Origin of the sequence: Pedobacter sp. (genome assembly GCF_037719805.1) — a bacterium.
Classification (GTDB): Bacteria; Bacteroidota; Bacteroidia; order Sphingobacteriales; family Sphingobacteriaceae; genus Pedobacter.
The window spans coordinates 396950-414324 of sequence record NZ_JBBJLZ010000001.1 but is presented as its reverse complement, the minus strand read 5'-3'; the positions used below and the strand labels follow the sequence as shown (position 1 = coordinate 414324).

The window sequence follows — 17375 nt, the reverse complement described above, 5'->3', positions numbered from 1 at the left end:
ATTAATTGTATATATATTGAGTCCCTTGCGGGAACGTTTTGAACTTAATAATTTTTACTAGCTGTAAAGATACATCTAAAAACAGAATTTTAGGATTCGCATTTCTTTCCACGTGATAGTGTGCTTTTTCCAATTCCGATATGATGGCATCAGCCATGTTTAAATCTAATACATGTGCAGACAATTTCCTGGCAGTTTGCAGTGCGAGGGGCGGCAACTTTACCAGTTCATCAGCACCACTTAGCAGCAAACTACATTCCCTAAGAAAACTGATTCCATACTTCAAAAAATTCTTTTGATTCTCTCTACCCCAAGAAGCAATCTGGTCCACAAAGGCCGTCAGCTCCAGCACTTTATTGCCATACCCCATCCTAAGCCACTCTGCAAACTTCTCTGAATTTTCATTGTGAGTATTGGCCACCAGCTGCTTCGCATCAATCAAATTTCCATCCGCAAGAAAGCTATACTCCGTAGCCTGATTGTCTGAAAGATTATGCTTGTTGATCAGATAAGATTCCACAACATCAAAAGGCAGCTTCGGAATCTTAACAATCTGCGTCCGCGAAAGTAAAGTTGAAAGAATTTGCTCCTGGTTGTTTGCCACAAGAATAAATAAAGTATTTGCAGGTGGTTCTTCAATGATTTTCAATAATGCGTTTCCTTCTTTCTCCAGGTATTCTGGTAACCACATAATCAACACCTTTGTGTCTCCCTCAAAAGCTTTGTAACTTAGTTTTTTAATGATGTCATGACATTCGGCGATATTGATATTAGCCTGTTTGTTATCGGCATTAAGCTTAGAGCGCCAAATATCCAAATCGATGTAAGGATCTTCCAATAGTAAACTTCTCCATTCTTCCAGTACATCTACCGCCGTCTTGACATCTTTCGAAGCGAAGAATGGATAAGAGAAATGAAGGTCCGGATGGATATAACGCTCATATTTTCTGCAAGAGGAACAGACACCACAACTGTCATCGGCCTGTTTATCCAGACAATTGATGTACTGGGCATAGGCAATTGCCAGCGGCAATGCCCCACTTCCATCGCAGGACAAAAATAACTGGGCATGACTAATGCGGTTATCCGCAACCGTTTGCAGCAGCTGTTGCTTGATGTGGTCTTGTCCTACTATGTTCTTGAATTGCATTTGGTGCAAAATACTAAAATTTACACAAAATCGAATGCGGGCACATTTTATGACTTATTTCAGTATAGGACAAGCTGCACTGCGCTTGGGTTGGTTCCGCCTTGGTACCGCATTGATACCGCCTTGGTACCCCCTTGCTACCGCTCAAGCAGAGTCAAGGGGGTACCAAGGCGGACTAAATGAGGCTAGAAATTACTTTTAGCTAGAGTCCAGCATGTGGAGACTAAAGAAGTTCTGATTTGCATATATTCCCTATCTTTGAAGCCACTGCAACTAAAATGCATTTGCTCAGAACGCCTTTAAACATGCCTAGAATACTTGCTTTTGATTATGGAACTAAACGTATCGGCCTTGCCGTCACCGACCCTTTTCAAATCATTGCGACAGGACTTGATACCGTGCATCCTAAAGATATCCTGGAATACTTAAACAAGTATATGGCAACGGAGCCAGTGGAGGCCTTCGTATTTGGTGACCCAAAGCAAATGGACGGTAGTCCATCCGATTCTGCGCAGCATGTTAAAGGCTTCGCAAGAACACTAAGAAGGACTTACCCGGAAATTCCACAATACTGGATCGACGAGCGCTATACTTCCGTTTTAGCGCAAAGGACGGTGATGCAAAGCGGCCTTAAAAAACAGGACCGCCAGAATAAAGAACGGGTGGATACGATTGCGGCAACCATCATTCTGCAATATTTTATGGAACAGCCCCGTTAATGGAGTGCGCCCTTTAGAAAGAAAACATGATAGATGACAATCTCCAACAGCTTCTCTTAAATTATTGCGAACCGGAATCTGAGCTCCTTCAAAAAATAAACAGGGAAACATATTTAAAGGTGCTAATGCCCAGAATGTTGTCGGGGCACTATCAGGGACGGGTATTAAGTCTGCTAAGCAAAATGCTTAGTCCTTCCAGAATATTAGAGATTGGCACTTTTACAGGTTATGCCACCCTCTGTCTCGCAGAAGGATTAGCGAAAGATGGCGTGCTATATACGCTTGATATTAATGAAGAGCTAGAAGATATGGTTCGTAAGAATTTTGCTGCCTCCGCATTCAATGATCAAATCAAATACATTATTGGTGATGCTACCCAAAGCCTTGTTGATTTAGAAGAAACTTTTGACCTCGTTTTTATTGACGCAGATAAAAAAAATAATGGCACTTATTACGATGTAGTCTTCGACAGGGTGAGACCCGGAGGCGTTATCATTGTAGACAATGTGCTTTGGAGCGGGAAAATATTGGATAATGCACAAGATAAAGACACCAAAAATATTAGCGCCTTTAATGACAAAGTTGCTAATGACAGCAGGGTAGAAAAGATCATTCTTCCGGTAAGAGATGGGCTATTTATTATTAGAAAAAAGTAACTTGATGACTAGAATTATACTTCCCTTCGTTTTTATGATGCTGATTTTGAGCGCATGCTCAACCAGGAAATACAGTAAAAACAACAAGCAAATTGAAAAGGCTGCTACAAAAGCAAATCCCGACTATAAATCTCGTACAACACTCTCCTATATTGACGAATTCAAAGGTGTCGCAATCGAAGAGATGAACGGCTATGGAATCCCAGCTAGTATAACATTGGCGCAAGGGATCATTGAATCGGGAAGCGGCAATAGCAGTCTGGCCCGTTTCGCGAATAATCATTTTGGAATAAAATGCACATCTGATTGGAAGGGAAAGGGCTATTTTAAGGATGATGATCAAGCGAACGATTGTTTCAGAGTATATAAAGATGCCAGAGAATCATTTAAGGATCACTCTGAGTTTTTAAAAAGAAAACGATACAGCTTTCTTTTTGAGCTGGATAAGAACGATTATAAAAGCTGGGCGAGAGGTTTAAAGCAGGCTGGTTATGCGACAAACCCAAAATATCCGGACATGCTGATTAACATCATTGACAAATACGAGTTGTACCAGTATGACCAATCGGAATCTGAAACAGAAAAATTGAAGCGTGAAGACAAGGTATTCGCTGAAATCAATGCCAACATGCCAAAAGAGTATAAAAAGTTTACGCCTGTTGAAACGCCGCCATCAAAGCAGGTATTGAAAGTGACGGATACCACGGCAATTAATCCTATGAAGATTGTTGTACCAATCACAGACACGACTACGCCTTCGACTCAAACAATCCCAGCAGACAAGACATATGTGGTGAAGCAAGGTGACACGTTATATAATGTTTCTAAAAGGTTCAATATCAGCATCGAAGCGCTTAAATCGTTAAACAACATTATTGATAATGCCATTAAAATCGGGCAAACATTAATATTAGTTAAATAATGTTAATGTGCGGTCGCAGCATTTAGTTAACTTGTAGCTTTGTGATCCTATGAGATTCTATTGCCTGCTGTTTTTCTTTTCTTTTATGATCTTTAAGCTTTCTGCACAAACCGGCACGGTGCAGGGTTTTGTGATTGATAAAGATTCCAAGCTTCGGCTGGCTAAAGTGTACATCTATAATTCCAAAAAAGACGAGGGCATTTACAACACTTCGAAAGGCGAATTCCGTATTTCTGCGGCACCTGGGGATACGTTGTTTGCCGTGTTACAGGGTTATGCAGTAGATACCGTTGTATTAAAAGGCGCTCAGGCAATCTATTTCCAATTGAAATCGTTAGGTATAAACCTCCAGGAAGTTTCCATAACAGGTAAAAAGCTTAGTCCTCAAGAGCAATACCAGCAACGGTTGAAAGAATACAAATATAAACTGGACAGAGGCAGTTCTAAGAACCTGCTTAGCGTTGGCCCGACAGGAGCCGGATTGGGAATCGATGCGATCTATAATTTGTTGAGCCGGGAAGGAAAGAACGCCCGCCATCTTCAAAAGATCCTGGAGCGAGATTATAGAGAGTCGATCATTGATTACCGGTTTAGACCTGACTATGTCAAGACGATTTTACAGTTATCTGATTCAGTGACAATAGATTTTATGGAGCAGTATCGACCGACATACGATTTTGTGCTAACTGCTTCGGAATATGCGTTTGTAGTGTTTTTAAGGAATAGTTACGCGAGCTATAAGCGGAATCCGGCCGCGTTTAGGCTACAGCCACTTCCGAAGGTTATTGTCAAGGAGTTTTAATAAAAAGCTAAATTAAAGTTTCATAAAGTCACATTTTTGTTTTTCTTTGTACTAATGAAGCGTTTTAATATCTGCCTCTTATTGTTATTTATTGTGTCTACTGGTGCCATAGCTCAGGAGATAGATACGATTCCGATCAACACTAAAGGGTTGGAAATCAAGTTAAAACGCAGTCCTTTGCCTGCCAGAACAGGAACTATCCAATACAAGCCTACTCCTATTGCACCACTTGTTTTATCGGAAAAGATCAACTACTGGAAGACGGTAACAAACATTGGTATCGACTTAAACCAGGGTCAGTATTCCAAGAATTGGAAAGGTGGAGGAGTTAACAACATTGCCATTGGCGGATTGCTGAACTACAGAACGATTTATAGCAAGGAGAGTTATAGCTACACGAGTGAGATCAGGTTAGAATATGGCAAGGTAAAAAATAAGGATCAGTTACAAAAGAAGACCAAAGACAGGATATTCTGGGACAATAAGGCCAACTTGCAATTTTCAAAAAGCTGGTTTTTTTATGGTGCAGTAACATTCGAATCTCAGTTTGACAGAGGCTTTGCCTATGAAAGGATTGACAATACAGAACAACAATTTTTGATCTCTAAATTTATGGCTCCAGGCTATTTGACAGAGTCGATCGGTTTTGAATATAAGCCAACCAACTATTTTTCTACGAGATTTGGTACTGGAACAGCAAAACAAACCTTCATTACAGACACAACCGTTTATAACGAAAAATATAATAGAGGGTATTTCGGTGTAGATAGAAGCAAAAATAAAAAATTTAGGAATGAGCTCGCTTTCCAGGTAACTAGTCAGTTTGACAAACAGATTTTTACTAACGTTGGTCTTTACTTCAGGTACAATATGTTCATTCCTTACGATCGCCCATTGGACCATGTGGATCACAGTATGGATGTACGATTGACTTCGAAGATCAATAGATTTATGAATGCGAGTTTAACTGGTACAGCCTTATTTGATAAGGATGCAGATAAAGAAATACAAGCGCGACAGAACCTTTCCATTGGATTTGGCTTTACCTTCCCCAGGTAAAAACACCAAAATTGTATAATATTTTTACCTTCTGTTTACCCACAAAATTAATAACTTTGGGACTCACCATTTTTTACACTAAGCATTAAAGAAGATGTTTGATAATTTACAGGATAAACTAGACCGTGCATTTAAAGTTTTAAAGGGACAAGGCAGTATTACGGAAATCAACGTGGCGGAAACCATGAAAGAAATTCGTAAAGCATTGCTTGATGCCGATGTGAATTATAAAACAGCAAAGACCTTTACTGACGATGTAAAAGAAAAAGCCTTAGGTCAAAATGTTTTGACGGCGGTTTCTCCTGGTCAGTTGCTTACCAAAGTAATGAACGATGAACTTACCGCTTTAATGGGTGGTGAGGTTACAGAACTTGATCTGAAAAACAATCCAACGATCATTTTAATTGCGGGACTGAACGGTGCTGGTAAAACCACTTTTACCGGAAAGCTTGCGCACTACCTGAAGGGGAAAGGTAAGAAGCCTTTGTTGGTGGCAGGTGACGTATATCGTCCGGCTGCAGTAGATCAGCTTCAGATCCTTGGTGGGCAGATTGGTGTTCCTGTTTATGCAAATATCGAATCGAAAGATCCTGTTGCCATTGCAATGGAAGGTATTGCTGAAGGTAAGAAGCAAAATGCAAATGTTATCATTATAGATACCGCCGGTCGTTTAGCAATAGATGAGCAAATGATGGACGAGATCGCTGCTGTTAAAGCAAGCACTAAGCCTCATGAAATCTTATTTGTTGTAGATGCGATGACTGGTCAGGATGCGGTGAATACAGCTAAAGTGTTCAACGACAGACTGGACTTTACTGGGGTTGTATTGACCAAATTAGATGGTGATACCCGTGGTGGTGCAGCATTATCAATCAAATCTGTTGTTAACAAGCCCATCAAGTTTATCGGTACAGGTGAAAAGATGGAAGCCCTTGATGTATTCTATCCTGAACGTATGGCTTCCCGTATTTTAGGTATGGGTGACGTAGTTTCCCTGGTTGAACGTGCTCAGATGCAGTTCGACGAGAAAGAATCTGCTGAGCTTCAGAAAAAGATTCGTAAGAATAAGTTTGACTTCAATGACTTTTACAACCAGATTCAGCAGATCAAGAAGATGGGTAACATGAAGGATTTGATGGGTATGATTCCTGGAGTGAGTAAAATGATGAAAAACGTTGACATTGAAGATGATGCTTTTAAAAGCGTAGAAGCAGTTATTCAATCGATGACGAAATACGAGCGTGAAAACCCTGACAGCATCCAGCAAAGCAGAAGGCTACGTATTGCCAAAGGATCAGGCACAAAAATCGAAGAGGTTACTAAACTGATTAAGCAATTTGAAGATATGCGCAAGGTAATGAAGCAGTTTTCTAACCCTGCTGCAGCTGCAAAGATGATGAAAAACATGCCGAAAATGCCTCAGGGCAGAATGTAGCCGGTCGTTCAAAATAAACCTTCTTTTTTAACCACATCAGTTTTTAGTTATAGAGGTTAGTTGACAGGTAAATCAACCTGCGCTATGCTTGTAAAGACTTATGGAAGTGCTGTGTTCGGCGTTAATGCATTAACCATAACGGTTGAAGTTAGCATTGGCACAGGAAATAGATACCATATTGTTGGGTTGCCGGACAACGCTATCAGAGAAAGTTTGAGGCGTATTGAGAGCGCCGTTCAAAGCGCCGGGCTTAAAATGCCCAGGCAGAAGATCGTGATCAATCTGGCTCCGGCAGATATCCGTAAAGAGGGCTCGTCGTATGACCTGCCAATTGCTATAGCTATTCTGGCAGCTTCGGGACAAATCGAAAGCGATGAACTGGATAAGTACTTCATAATGGGCGAACTGTCTCTGGATGGCGGTTTACAATCTATAAAAGGAGCCTTACCTATTGCTATTCAAGCGAGGGCGGCATCCTTCAAAGGCTTCATCTTACCCCTAGATAATTCACGCGAAGCTGCTATAGTGAATGAGTTGCTGGTTTATGGGATGAAAAACCTCAAAGATGTAATCTCATTTTTTACGAAGACAGAAGTACATATGCCTGTGGTGGTGAAGGCGAGGGATGAGTTTTTCACAAAAGTAAACTGTTATGATCATGACTTCTCTGACGTTAAGGGACAGGAGAACATCAAACGTGCATTGGAAATCGCCGCAGCAGGCGGGCATAACGTAATATTGATTGGGCCCCCAGGTTCAGGAAAAACCATGCTGGCGAAGCGTTTGCCAAGCATTTTGCCGCCACTAAATTTACAGGAAGCGCTAGAGACTACAAAGATACATTCCGTCGCCGGAAAGCTTAGTGCTTCGGATGCACTGATGACGGAACGGCCATATCGAAGTCCTCACCATACAATTTCAGATATGGCACTTGTGGGTGGCGGTTCAAACCCGCAACCTGGAGAGATCTCTTTGGCACATAACGGTGTATTGTTTTTAGATGAGCTTCCTGAATTTAAAAGAAGTGTTTTGGAAGTAATGAGACAGCCATTGGAAGAACGGACCATTGTGATCTCCAGATCGAAAATGAGTGTGGAATATCCGGCAAGTTTTATGCTTATCGCTTCAATGAATCCATGCCCATGTGGATTCTACAACCACCCGGAGAAGGAATGCACTTGCGCTCCCGGTGTTGTGCAGAAATACCTTGGAAAGATCTCCGGACCATTGCTGGACCGAATAGATTTGCATGTGGAGGTAACTCCTGTAAACTTCAATGAGTTAATTTCCCTTTCTGCGGCTGAAAAAAGTGAGGTGATTCGTACCCGGGTTATAAAAGCTAGAGATATACAGGACCTCCGATTTAAAAACGATTCGACCCTGCATTATAATTCACAGATGAGTCCAAATATGGTACGCCAGATTTGCAAGATAGATGCCAGTGGGCAAGCACTAATTAAGAAGGCGATGGAAAGACTGGGGCTTTCTGCAAGGGCTTATGACAGGATCTTAAAAGTATCCCGCACAATTGCTGATCTCGCAGAAAGTGACGTTATTGAGCTTGAGCATTTGGCAGAAGCAATACATTACAGAAGTTTAGATAGAGACAGTTGGGCAGGTTAATCTTCCTCTTCTTCATCAAGCTCCTCTTCGTCTTCCTCTTCAGGCACATAGGCAAGTATTTCCCGTCCGATGTTATTGATTTCCTCATCAGTTTCAAAGATCGGGGTTCCTGTTTCTGCATCCAGCTTTATCCATTGGAGATCAGTATCTTTTTGAATGGAAACGTATTCTTTCCCTTCCTTAAAGATTACATAAACGTCATTTCCCTCTGGGAAAACTGCATAATCTATATTTGCTAATGTAATATCAAATGGTTGTTGCATACTTAATTCTTTAATAATGTGAGGTTTGTAAACGAATAAATTTTAATTTGCACCGACCAACCTCTAAGCCTTACAGATATGAAGAGAATTCTCCCCGCAGTGCTGCTGATCACAACAGCACTGTCCTGTACTAACAAAGATAATAAAATGGAAACTTATAAATGGCCCGCAGCTACACCTCCCGTAGCAGAAATCAAACCGAAAACGCGTATCCTCCATGGAGATACGGTGGTAGACAATTATTACTGGATGATCGATTACTTCAAGAAAGGACCTGACAGTTCTAAAGTTGTTGACTACCTGAACGCTGAGAATAAATATCTGGATACAATGATGAGTGGTTCAAAAGCATTTAGAGAAGATTTATTTAAAGAACTTAAAGGACGGGTGAAGGAGAAGGATGAATCCGTACCGGTGTTGGATAACGGCTACTACTATTATAGGAGGACTGAAGACGGTAAACAGTATTATAAATATTGCAGGAAGAAGGGTAGTCTTGAAGCTACTGAAGAAGTCTTAATGGATGTGGACGAGATGGCAAAAGGTCACCCTTATTATTCCGTTTCAGGCTTTAGCGTGAGTCCTGATAACAAATTGATGGCTTATGGAGTAGATGAGGTATCGCGCAGGCAGTATATATTACATATTAAAAATCTGGAAACCGGAGAAATCTACAAAGATGCCGTGACTAATACAGAAGGCTACGCGGTGTGGGCGGCTGACAACAAGTCGATGTTTTATACTTCGAAAAACGCGGAGACGTTGTTGAGTGAAAAAATTAAGAAACACATTCTGGGTTTGCCTGCTTTGAGTGACACCGTTGTTTATGAGGAGAAGGACAAGTCAAACTATATCGGCGTGGCAAAAGTGAAATCAGGTAAGTTTATATTTATTTACTCATCAGCCACAATGTCTGATGAGATTCGTATGATCCCTGCGAGCCAACCAGAAAGTTCCTTTAAAGTTTTTACCCCAAGGGCAAAAGACATGAAATATGATGTCGTGGCTTTGGACGATAAGTTTCTCATTGTAACGAACTGGAACGCTCAAAACTTCAGGATGATGGAGACGCCACTGGATAAGCCGGGAAGAGAAAACTGGAAAGAAGTGATTCCGAATCGGAAAGACGTCTTATTAAGTGGTGTTGACGAATACAAGGACTTTATTGTTTTATCTGAGCGTAAAAACGGTTTATCACAGCTTCGGGTTAAGAGTTTGACGAGCGCTGATGAGCATTACCTGGATTTTGGCGAGCCTACTTATACCGCAAGAAACGGTGGTAATCCGGAATATAATTTAAAGATCCTGAGATATATCTATACGTCAATGACGACTCCAAATTCGGTGTATGATTATAACATGCAGACTAAAACGAAGACATTGATGAAGGAACAGGAAGTTGTAGGCGGTTATAACAAAGAAGATTATGTTACAGAACGCGTATATGCGACGGCCAAAGATGGAACTAAGGTACCGATCTCACTAGTCTATAAAAAAGGGCTTAAGAAGGACGGCTCGGCACCACTGCTTTTGTATGGCTATGGATCTTACGGCGCCACTATGGACGCAGGCTTCTCGGGCAACAACTTAAGCTTACTGGATAGAGGATTTGTCTATGCATTGGCACATATCCGTGGTGGACAAGAGATGGGCCGTTATTGGTATGACGATGGGAAGTTAATGAAAAAGATGAACACCTTTAATGACTTCATTGATTGTGGGAACTTCCTGATTTCTGAGAAGTTCACTTCGAAGGGGCATCTGTATGCCCAGGGCGGAAGTGCAGGTGGGTTGTTAATGGGGGCGGTAATCAATCTTGCTCCAGATCTTTGGAACGGAATTATCGCACAGGTTCCTTTTGTAGATGTCGTGAATACGATGCTCGATGAAAGTATTCCTTTGACAACAAACGAGTTCGACGAGTGGGGAAATCCAAAGAATAAAGATGCTTACAGCTATATGAAAAGCTACTCGCCTTATGAGAACATCCAGAAAAAGGCTTACCCAAACATGTTAGTTACCACAGGACTCCATGACAGTCAGGTCCAATATTTTGAACCGGCGAAGTGGGTGGCAAAGCTAAGGGCAACTAAGACTGATAAAAACATACTACTCCTAAAAACAGATATGGATTTTGGTCATGGCGGCGCTTCCGGGCGATTTGACTATCTGAAAGATATCGCACTGAACTATGCCTTCTTATTTGCGTTAGAGGGAATCTCGAAATAGCTAGAAGTCAAACTTAATCTTAAGACCTGTGCCTAGAAGGCGCAGGTTTTCTTTTGTAACGTTCTTCATCGGAACCTTCATAAAGGGCTCAATACCGATTGACTTATCCTTAAATATCCGCTGCTTGTATCCAAATGAGAAGTTATAAAATCCAATAAGTTTACTATCAGGGGCTATCGTTTCCGGTGCCTTTTCCGAGACCTTTTCAGTTACCAGGAACGATTGAGGCTGCAGATCGCCGGCAAAATCTAGTGCTGAGCGTTGAACAACTGTGCCCTGCAGGTAAACATTGTTTTGCTGTTGATTGATTACCGCAAACGCGGACACGCCAACATTTGCATAAAAGCGACTACTCAAATTGTAGCGGATTTCAAGCGGGATATCTATGCCAGTAACATGCGTATTTATAGATTGGAGGCTTTTACTATCGCTAACCAACGCATTTGAAGAAGGGCTGTTTGGAGCGTTATTGCCTACTATCTGTTTGGAAGCTCCCATCTCATTATAAGAAAGTCCTGAGCCCAGAGAAACCTTATTATTTAAATTGTAAGCCATGCTTACACCATAACCCATGTTTAGCTTATCATTGTTACCTATAGATGGCGCCACGACAAGGCCAAGGTCCCATTTATTATTGGTCGCTTGATTGTTTGTTTTCTGTTGTGTAGCCGCAATTCGTTGGTTTTCTTTAGCTAGAAACTCTTCGACTGTAAGCGGTTTTTTCTCCGGTCTGACAGGTTGATCTGGCGTAGTAACGGCAACAGAATTATGTTGTTGGGAGTTGTCTGTTGCTGGTAACGTTGGACTGATCGTCGCGTTTAAATTAGCTGCCAGCGACTCTTCCGCAGCAAAGACCGGGTCCGAGTTAGAAATAACAGTAGGGCTAAGAGCAATTTTATCACTTTTACCTTCTTCAACCTGTGCTGATACGGTATGTCCGTTTGTTAAGCTTTCTTTATCTTTGTTAGGATCTGACCTTTCAATTGAAGCCGGTTTATTAATTATGCTTTGATTAGCGACGGTATTATTAATTTTTCCAGGTTGAAATAAAAATAAGCCAAAACCAATAAGCAAAAGCGCCGCAGCACTGCTTAACCCTCCTATCCAATATATTATTCCGGAGCGCTTCTTATCCTTTTGATTGAATTTTTCCCATGCCCCAGGCGCATACTCCTCCTCATGAATAGCCATGCTATTCTTAATATGAGTAATCAGTTCTTCTTCCGTGGAAGATTTCAAACGTTTAATTGGCATACGATTGAATTAATGATTTTGAGTATAATGTTCTTAACTTATTTTTTGCGCGTGTCAAATAAACTCTGCTTGAACTGCCAGATATAGCTAACATCTTAGAGATTTCATCATGAGAAAAACCTTCTATTTCATACATATTAAAAATAATCCGTTGTGTTTCAGGAAGAGCGTCCAGCAAAGCCAGTATGTCTTGTACATTTAATTTTGAGATCACGTTAACTTCTGTAACCGGATGCTGATGGTCATCAAGGTCATCAACATAAACCTTTGTTTTTTTCGTGCGCAGAAAGTCGATCGCTGTTCTGGAAGAGATTTTAGCAATCCATCCTTTAAATGCCTTTGGAAGCTCTTCTGGATTTTGAGGAAAAGTGAACGTTGCGATGTTCTTAAAGATTTTAACAAAGCAATCGTTCACTAGTTCTTCTGCGTCATTCCTATCATTGACATACCGGATTATTACGCCCATAAGGTAGCCGTAAAACGATTTGTAAATCGTTTCTTTCGCCTTATTCTTATTTTGCTGACAGCCGGTGATGGCGTCTTCAAGCTTGAGCATTCGCGGTATTAAGAATTTATTTATGCTGAAAAACAGCTACGCCTAACTTTTTATCATCTGTAGCAGATTTTAACCCTTTTACCCAAACGGTGTAAATTCCGCCAGCTTCGACTTTTATATCAGCAATACTCGATACCAGGTCTCCGGTTGTTTTGTCTTTTACGTTGAAGGTGACTTTTTCTGCCGCATCAATTTCAACAAAGGTACTGTACTCTTTAAACAGTTTATTCGTTACAAGGTCAGTTTCTTTACCAGAGATGGAAAGATTAAGTGCTTGAGCGTCTGCGCTTAAGTTTACAAATCTAACCTTAGCTTTACTTGCAGCTGGCTGTGAGAGGTCATCTTCCAGGAACAAAAACTTTACAGTTTCTAACTTGTCTATAATGAACAGGGTATATCCAATGTAGTCTTTAAGTGTAAACTGCTCTGCAAGCAGACTGGTCTGACTTCCCTTTTTAGTAATTGACAACCTCCTGTTTCCAGGAAATAAATTCAGGTAATCAACTTTCTTAGCATAAGCAAGGTCGAACACTGCTCTGGTATTGTCAACATAAACATCAAGGCTTTCTGTTGTTGGTGAAGCTTGTACAATGCTCAATCCTGATACAGGTTGTTGAGGTTGTATGTCATCATCTTTCATACAAGATCCTAAAAGTGTGGTGATTGCAAGTGCTGCAATAAGGGATTTAAATTTCATTATTCTTTCTTTAGTAAACGATTTCAATTCAATCAAACAATAGGTTAATGGCCATTAACACTTTGAGATTGTATACGAGAGAACCTAAAGAAACGCTACAAGAAATTTACTTATTTTCAGCCTTTGATATGCGAAGCCAAACTTGTGATGTTCTTCGCTCGTGTTTCGCTTAGTACTACGGCACTTGAAATCGAATAAATATCAAAATACTGACAGAGCCCGAGGTCTATGATTCGATTGTTTTCCAAAAGGCTGAGAGACTCTACTGTTACTATGAAGTCGTACCCATCTGCCGCGACATGTTGACAATTCGTTATCTGCGGTGTTTCCTTGGACTTATCCATGAAAAGTATAATATTGTCTCCCGCGTTGCTTAGAAGTTTGATATAATAGTACATCAATACCACCTGAGCAAACTTAGCTTTATTTAATGTTGCATGGTAGCCGAGAATATAGCCGTCATCTTTTAGCTTTTTGACATGATGTCTAGTTGCTTCCTCCGATAAAAAGATTTGCTTCCCTAATTCTTTCATCGTCATCTTCGCGTTACCTAATAAAAGTTCGCAAATAGCAACATTAATCGGATCTAAAAGGTTTATCATGAGGGCGTTCTTGAGGGTTAAATTTATATTGGGTTTCGCAATGTAACTTGTTTTAAGTTAATATCTACTATTAATTAAGTTATAAAATATCGCTTACAAAAAAAGAGAGGAACTATCCTCTCTTTTTTCTGACCATATGTGCGTTAAGTATGCCTGTACCGCTTAGATAAGCTCCACACTTCGGCTAACAAAAGCAGTCAATTCTGCCCCTGTCAACATACCTTGAGCCAACAATGCTAAATCAATTGCTTGTTTTGCTAACAATCCTTTAGTTTCTTCATTATCTGAAGCAAGAATTTTGCTAACCAATTTATGATTACCATTGATCGCTACTTTATAACTGTCTGGCATATTTCCATAAAAACCCATTCCGCCACCCATGGCCGCCATGTCTTTCATTCGTCTCATGAATTCGTCCATGGTTACTGTTACAGGTAATTCCTCAGGATTCAATCCAACCACTTCAACAGTATATCCAGGTTTAACAATTGCCTTCTCAAATACCTCTTTTACAGCCTTAGCCTGGTCTTCAGTTAAAACTGACTCTACGTGATCGTCTTTGTCAATTAGCTTGCTGCCGACGCTTGAATCTACACGCTTCAGTGATGTCTTATCCAGCTTCTGTTCCAGATGTTGTACAAAATGATTGTCAATAGGTGAATTCATCAATAAGACATCATATCCCATTTTATTGGCAGACTGAATGAAACTATCCTGTTTTGCAGGGTCATTGGAATAGATATAAACTACTTGTCCGTTTTTGTCTGTTTGGAAATCCTTAACCTTATCATGGTATTCGGTTAAAGTGAACAACTCTTCTTTGGTATTGGTTAACAAAGCAAAATCTTTCGCTTTATCATTGAACTTGTCTTCACTAACCATTCCATACTTTACGAATAGGCCAATATCGCTCCACTTCTCTTCAAAGCCCTTACGGTCTTTGTTGAACAATTCTTGTAATTTATCAGCTACTTTTTTAGTGATGTAACTATTGATTTTTTTCACGTTGCTATCAGCCTGCAAAAAGCTTCTCGAAACGTTTAAAGGAATGTCCGGCGAGTCAATCACCCCGTGAAGGAGCATCAGGAACTCAGGAACGATATCTTTTACTTCATCAGTAATAAATACCTGGCGGGAGAACAACTTGATCTTGTTGCGTTGCATATCGAAGTCATTCTTCACCTTAGGGAAGTATAAAACACCCGTTAGATTAAATGGATAATCAACATTGAGATGGATCCAGAATAAAGGATCTTCTGAGAAAGGATAAAGTTGTTTGTAAAAAGAAAGGTAGTCCTCGTCTGACAATTCTGCAGGTGCCTTTGTCCAAATCGGGTTGGTTGTATTAATGATATTATCAACTTCAACGCTCTTAGTCTTCGGCTTGCCTTCTTCGTCTTCACCATCTGGCTCTGATTCGGTTTTTGTACCGAACTTAATTGGAACAGGTAGGAACTTCCCGTACTTGTCTAGAATGCCTTCTAATTTGCTATTGTCAAGGAACTCTTCTGACTCTGCATTTATATGTAAGATAATCTGTGAACCACGTGTGGTTCTATTCCCTGCTGAAATCTCAAACTCGGTACTTCCGTCACATACCCAACGGGCTGGCTCTGCGCCTTCCTGGTAAGACAAAGTTTGGATCTCAACTAAGTCTGCAACCATGAATGCAGAATAAAAACCAAGGCCAAACTTACCAATGATCTCATTAGCATCTTTAGCATCCTTAAATTTCTCAACAAATTCGCTTGCACCGGAGAATGCAACCTGATTGATGTACTTCTTAATTTCCTCAGCAGTCATCCCTAAACCATTGTCGGTAATAGTGATGGTTTTCGCCTCTTTATCAACTGAAACCTCTACTAAAGGATTTCCTAGTTCGCCGTTATATTGTCCAAGCGCCGCTAGTCTTTTGATTTTTTGTACCGCATCTACGGCATTTGAAACAAGCTCTCTTAAAAAGATCTCATTGTCTGAATACAGGAATTTCTTGATGATCGGGAAAATATTCTCTGTGTGAATGGAAATACTTCCTTTTTCTTCTATGCTCATATTTTTAACTGATTTAAGTACGTAACGAGGGTAGCAATGGTTATTCCAAAACCCATTACATTGTCAAATTGACAGGATGGCTAAAGGTGGAATAGAACATTTCTCCGTACATTTGTACATCGATGGAATACAATGTTCATACTTTACCTAATGGGATTCGCTTGCTTCATGTCCCCTCTGCTTCAACAATTTCCCATTCTTGCATTATCATCAATAGTGGTTCACGGGACGAAGAGGAAAACCAATCAGGGCTGGCACATTTTATAGAACACCTCATCTTCAAACGAACTGAAAAGAGAAACACAAACCAAATTCTAAATCGCCTGGAAAGTGTTGGTGCAGATCTCAATGCTTATACCACGAAAGAATATACCTGCATTCATGCTAGTTTTCTAAACCCTTATTTGGACAGGACCCTGGAACTATTTAATGATATCGTTTTTCATTCTACCTTTCCGGAAGAAGAAATGGAAAAAGAGAAAGGTGTAATTTTAGATGAAATTGCTTCTTATCAGGATCAACCGGAGGAAGCGATATATGATGATTTTGAGGATCTAGTTTTTGCGAGCCATCCGATGGGTAGAAATATTCTTGGATCCGCTGAGTCTGTCACCTCTTTACAGAGGGCAGACATCCTTAAATTTATTGCGGAAAATTACCATACTGACAAAATTGTTATCGCCGTGATCGGCAATTATTCGCTCTCCCAATTGGTAAGGATAGGCACCAGGCACTATGCTGATATCAAGGAGAATCCGTATAAAGAGCAACGCCTGATCCCTAAAAAGCAGCCGGTCTTTACAAATTCGCAGGTTAAACCTATATCACAGGCCCACACCGTACTGGGTTGCCAGGCTTATTCTCTTCATGACCCTTATAAAACCGGTTTGCTATTGTTGAATAACCATTTTGGGGGCACAGGGATGAGTTCGGTATTGAATCTTCAGATAAGAGAAAAGCACGGCATTGCCTATACTATAGAATCTGGTTATAGTCCCCTGACAGATACAGGTATATTCACTCTATACTTTGGCACTGACGTTGAGAAGGTGGATAAGGCGTTATCTTTGATCAATAAAGAGTTTAAAAAACTCAGAGAGCACCCATTAACGGAAATTCAGCTCCAGAAAGCTAAAAACAAATTTATCGGGCAAATTGCCTTAGGCGAGGAAAACAGGATCGGGCTGATCATTTCTATGGCCAAAAGCCTATTGGAATACGATCGGATTGATGACTTAGAAACTGTTTTTAAGAAAATACAGGCAGTCACGACAGCTGATACCGCTTCAATTGGTGCAGAAATACTTGACGAGCGCAATTTGAGCTCCTTAACTTTTTATCCTTCAGTGTAATATT

16 protein-coding genes are annotated in these 17375 nt (G+C 40.5%); 9 read left to right on the top strand and 7 right to left on the bottom strand.

All coding sequences use genetic code 11. The annotated features are described in order from the left end of the window. Position 1 precedes the first annotated feature (1 nt). A complete protein-coding gene (locus WKF66_RS01950) occupies positions 2-1150 on the bottom strand; it encodes a DNA polymerase III subunit (RefSeq protein WP_489672719.1) in 1149 nt (382 codons plus the stop codon). Between the two features lie 305 nt (positions 1151-1455). On the opposite strand from WKF66_RS01950, the gene ruvX reads away from it, so the two are divergent. The 7 genes from ruvX to WKF66_RS01915 all read left to right on the top strand — a co-directional run bounded on the left by ruvX (position 1456) and on the right by WKF66_RS01915 (position 8366). Beyond that, on the top strand, positions 1456-1869 hold the full coding sequence (ruvX, locus tag WKF66_RS01945; RefSeq protein ID WP_489672718.1) for a Holliday junction resolvase RuvX: 414 nt from the start codon (positions 1456-1458) through the stop codon (positions 1867-1869). Between the two features lie 26 nt (positions 1870-1895). Next, positions 1896-2525: an O-methyltransferase gene (locus tag WKF66_RS01940; RefSeq protein WP_489672717.1), complete on the top strand. Its 630-nt coding sequence runs from the start codon at positions 1896-1898 to the stop codon at positions 2523-2525. 4 nt (positions 2526-2529) lie between these two features. Continuing rightward, entirely contained in the window at positions 2530-3447 is a 918-nt protein-coding gene (locus WKF66_RS01935) for a glucosaminidase domain-containing protein (protein WP_489672716.1), read from the top strand. A 49-nt stretch (positions 3448-3496) separates the two neighbouring features. Further along, positions 3497-4249 (top strand): hypothetical protein, encoded by a 753-nt coding sequence (locus tag WKF66_RS01930; protein WP_489672715.1) that lies wholly within the window; start codon positions 3497-3499, stop codon positions 4247-4249. A gap of 54 nt (positions 4250-4303) precedes the next feature. Beyond that, positions 4304-5308: a DUF3078 domain-containing protein gene (locus tag WKF66_RS01925; protein WP_489672714.1), complete on the top strand. Its 1005-nt coding sequence runs from the start codon at positions 4304-4306 to the stop codon at positions 5306-5308. Between the two features lie 94 nt (positions 5309-5402). Further along, complete coding sequence (ffh, locus tag WKF66_RS01920) at positions 5403-6743, top strand: signal recognition particle protein (RefSeq protein ID WP_489672713.1); 1341 nt, start codon at positions 5403-5405, stop codon at positions 6741-6743. Between the two features lie 84 nt (positions 6744-6827). Next, positions 6828-8366, top strand: coding sequence for a YifB family Mg chelatase-like AAA ATPase (locus WKF66_RS01915; protein WP_489672712.1), 1539 nt, complete (start codon positions 6828-6830; stop codon positions 8364-8366). Here the strand turns inward: WKF66_RS01915 and WKF66_RS01910 are convergent. Beyond that, entirely contained in the window at positions 8363-8629 is a 267-nt protein-coding gene (locus WKF66_RS01910; protein ID WP_489672711.1) for a hypothetical protein, read from the bottom strand. The genes WKF66_RS01915 and WKF66_RS01910 overlap by 4 nt on opposite strands. A 78-nt stretch (positions 8630-8707) precedes the next feature. Here WKF66_RS01910 and WKF66_RS01905 point away from each other — a divergent pair, with 78 nt between their 5' ends. Beyond that, positions 8708-10858 carry a S9 family peptidase gene (locus WKF66_RS01905; RefSeq protein WP_489672710.1) on the top strand — a complete coding sequence of 717 codons (2151 nt, stop codon included), beginning with the start codon at positions 8708-8710 and terminating at the stop codon, positions 10856-10858. Here the strand turns inward: WKF66_RS01905 and WKF66_RS01900 are convergent, their stop codons facing one another. The 5 genes from WKF66_RS01900 to htpG form a co-directional block, all read right to left on the bottom strand. Then, complete coding sequence (locus tag WKF66_RS01900; RefSeq protein ID WP_489672709.1) at positions 10859-12112, bottom strand: porin family protein; 1254 nt, start codon at positions 12110-12112, stop codon at positions 10859-10861. It lies immediately after the preceding gene. Next, the gene (locus WKF66_RS01895; RefSeq protein WP_489672708.1) at positions 12102-12668 is read right to left on the bottom strand and encodes an RNA polymerase sigma factor; all 567 of its coding nucleotides are present in this window, start codon (positions 12666-12668) and stop codon (positions 12102-12104) included. The genes WKF66_RS01900 and WKF66_RS01895 overlap by 11 nt, the downstream gene beginning before the upstream one ends. A 16-nt stretch (positions 12669-12684) precedes the next feature. Beyond that, the gene (locus WKF66_RS01890; protein ID WP_489672707.1) at positions 12685-13365 is read right to left on the bottom strand and encodes a DUF4397 domain-containing protein; all 681 of its coding nucleotides are present in this window, start codon (positions 13363-13365) and stop codon (positions 12685-12687) included. Positions 13366-13481: 116 nt separating this feature from the next. After that, positions 13482-13967, bottom strand: coding sequence for an Lrp/AsnC family transcriptional regulator (locus tag WKF66_RS01885; RefSeq protein WP_489672706.1), 486 nt, complete (start codon positions 13965-13967; stop codon positions 13482-13484). 162 nt (positions 13968-14129) lie between these two features. Continuing rightward, positions 14130-16019, bottom strand: a complete 1890-nt coding sequence (gene htpG, locus WKF66_RS01880) for a molecular chaperone HtpG (protein WP_489672705.1) — start codon at positions 16017-16019, stop codon at positions 14130-14132. 122 nt (positions 16020-16141) lie between these two features. On the opposite strand from htpG, the gene WKF66_RS01875 reads away from it, so the two are divergent. Then, positions 16142-17371 (top strand): M16 family metallopeptidase, encoded by a 1230-nt coding sequence (locus tag WKF66_RS01875; RefSeq protein WP_489672704.1) that lies wholly within the window; start codon positions 16142-16144, stop codon positions 17369-17371. Positions 17372-17375: the final 4 nt, after the last annotated feature.

Excerpts from the sequence above, each read along its gene's own strand:
- WKF66_RS01930 (WP_489672715.1), top strand. The coding sequence starts at position 3,497 with ATGAGATTCTATTGCCTGCTGTTTTTCTTTTCTTTTATGATCTTTAAG.
- WKF66_RS01905 (WP_489672710.1), top strand. The coding sequence starts at position 8,708 with ATGAAGAGAATTCTCCCCGCAGTGCTGCTGATCACAACAGCACTGTCC.
- WKF66_RS01925 (WP_489672714.1), top strand. The coding sequence starts at position 4,304 with ATGAAGCGTTTTAATATCTGCCTCTTATTGTTATTTATTGTGTCTACT.
- ffh (WP_489672713.1), top strand. The coding sequence starts at position 5,403 with ATGTTTGATAATTTACAGGATAAACTAGACCGTGCATTTAAAGTTTTA.
- WKF66_RS01895 (WP_489672708.1), bottom strand. The coding sequence starts at position 12,668 with ATGCTCAAGCTTGAAGACGCCATCACCGGCTGTCAGCAAAATAAGAAT.
- WKF66_RS01940 (WP_489672717.1), top strand. The coding sequence starts at position 1,896 with ATGATAGATGACAATCTCCAACAGCTTCTCTTAAATTATTGCGAACCG.
- WKF66_RS01890 (WP_489672707.1), bottom strand. The coding sequence starts at position 13,365 with ATGAAATTTAAATCCCTTATTGCAGCACTTGCAATCACCACACTTTTA.
- ruvX (WP_489672718.1), top strand. The coding sequence starts at position 1,456 with ATGCCTAGAATACTTGCTTTTGATTATGGAACTAAACGTATCGGCCTT.
- WKF66_RS01935 (WP_489672716.1), top strand. The coding sequence starts at position 2,530 with ATGACTAGAATTATACTTCCCTTCGTTTTTATGATGCTGATTTTGAGC.
- WKF66_RS01900 (WP_489672709.1), bottom strand. The coding sequence starts at position 12,112 with ATGCCAATTAAACGTTTGAAATCTTCCACGGAAGAAGAACTGATTACT.
- htpG (WP_489672705.1), bottom strand. The coding sequence starts at position 16,019 with ATGAGCATAGAAGAAAAAGGAAGTATTTCCATTCACACAGAGAATATT.
- WKF66_RS01915 (WP_489672712.1), top strand. The coding sequence starts at position 6,828 with ATGCTTGTAAAGACTTATGGAAGTGCTGTGTTCGGCGTTAATGCATTA.
- WKF66_RS01875 (WP_489672704.1), top strand. The coding sequence starts at position 16,142 with ATGGAATACAATGTTCATACTTTACCTAATGGGATTCGCTTGCTTCAT.
- WKF66_RS01950 (WP_489672719.1), bottom strand. The coding sequence starts at position 1,150 with ATGCAATTCAAGAACATAGTAGGACAAGACCACATCAAGCAACAGCTG.
- WKF66_RS01910 (WP_489672711.1), bottom strand. The coding sequence starts at position 8,629 with ATGCAACAACCATTTGATATTACATTAGCAAATATAGATTATGCAGTT.
- WKF66_RS01885 (WP_489672706.1), bottom strand. The coding sequence starts at position 13,967 with ATGATAAACCTTTTAGATCCGATTAATGTTGCTATTTGCGAACTTTTA.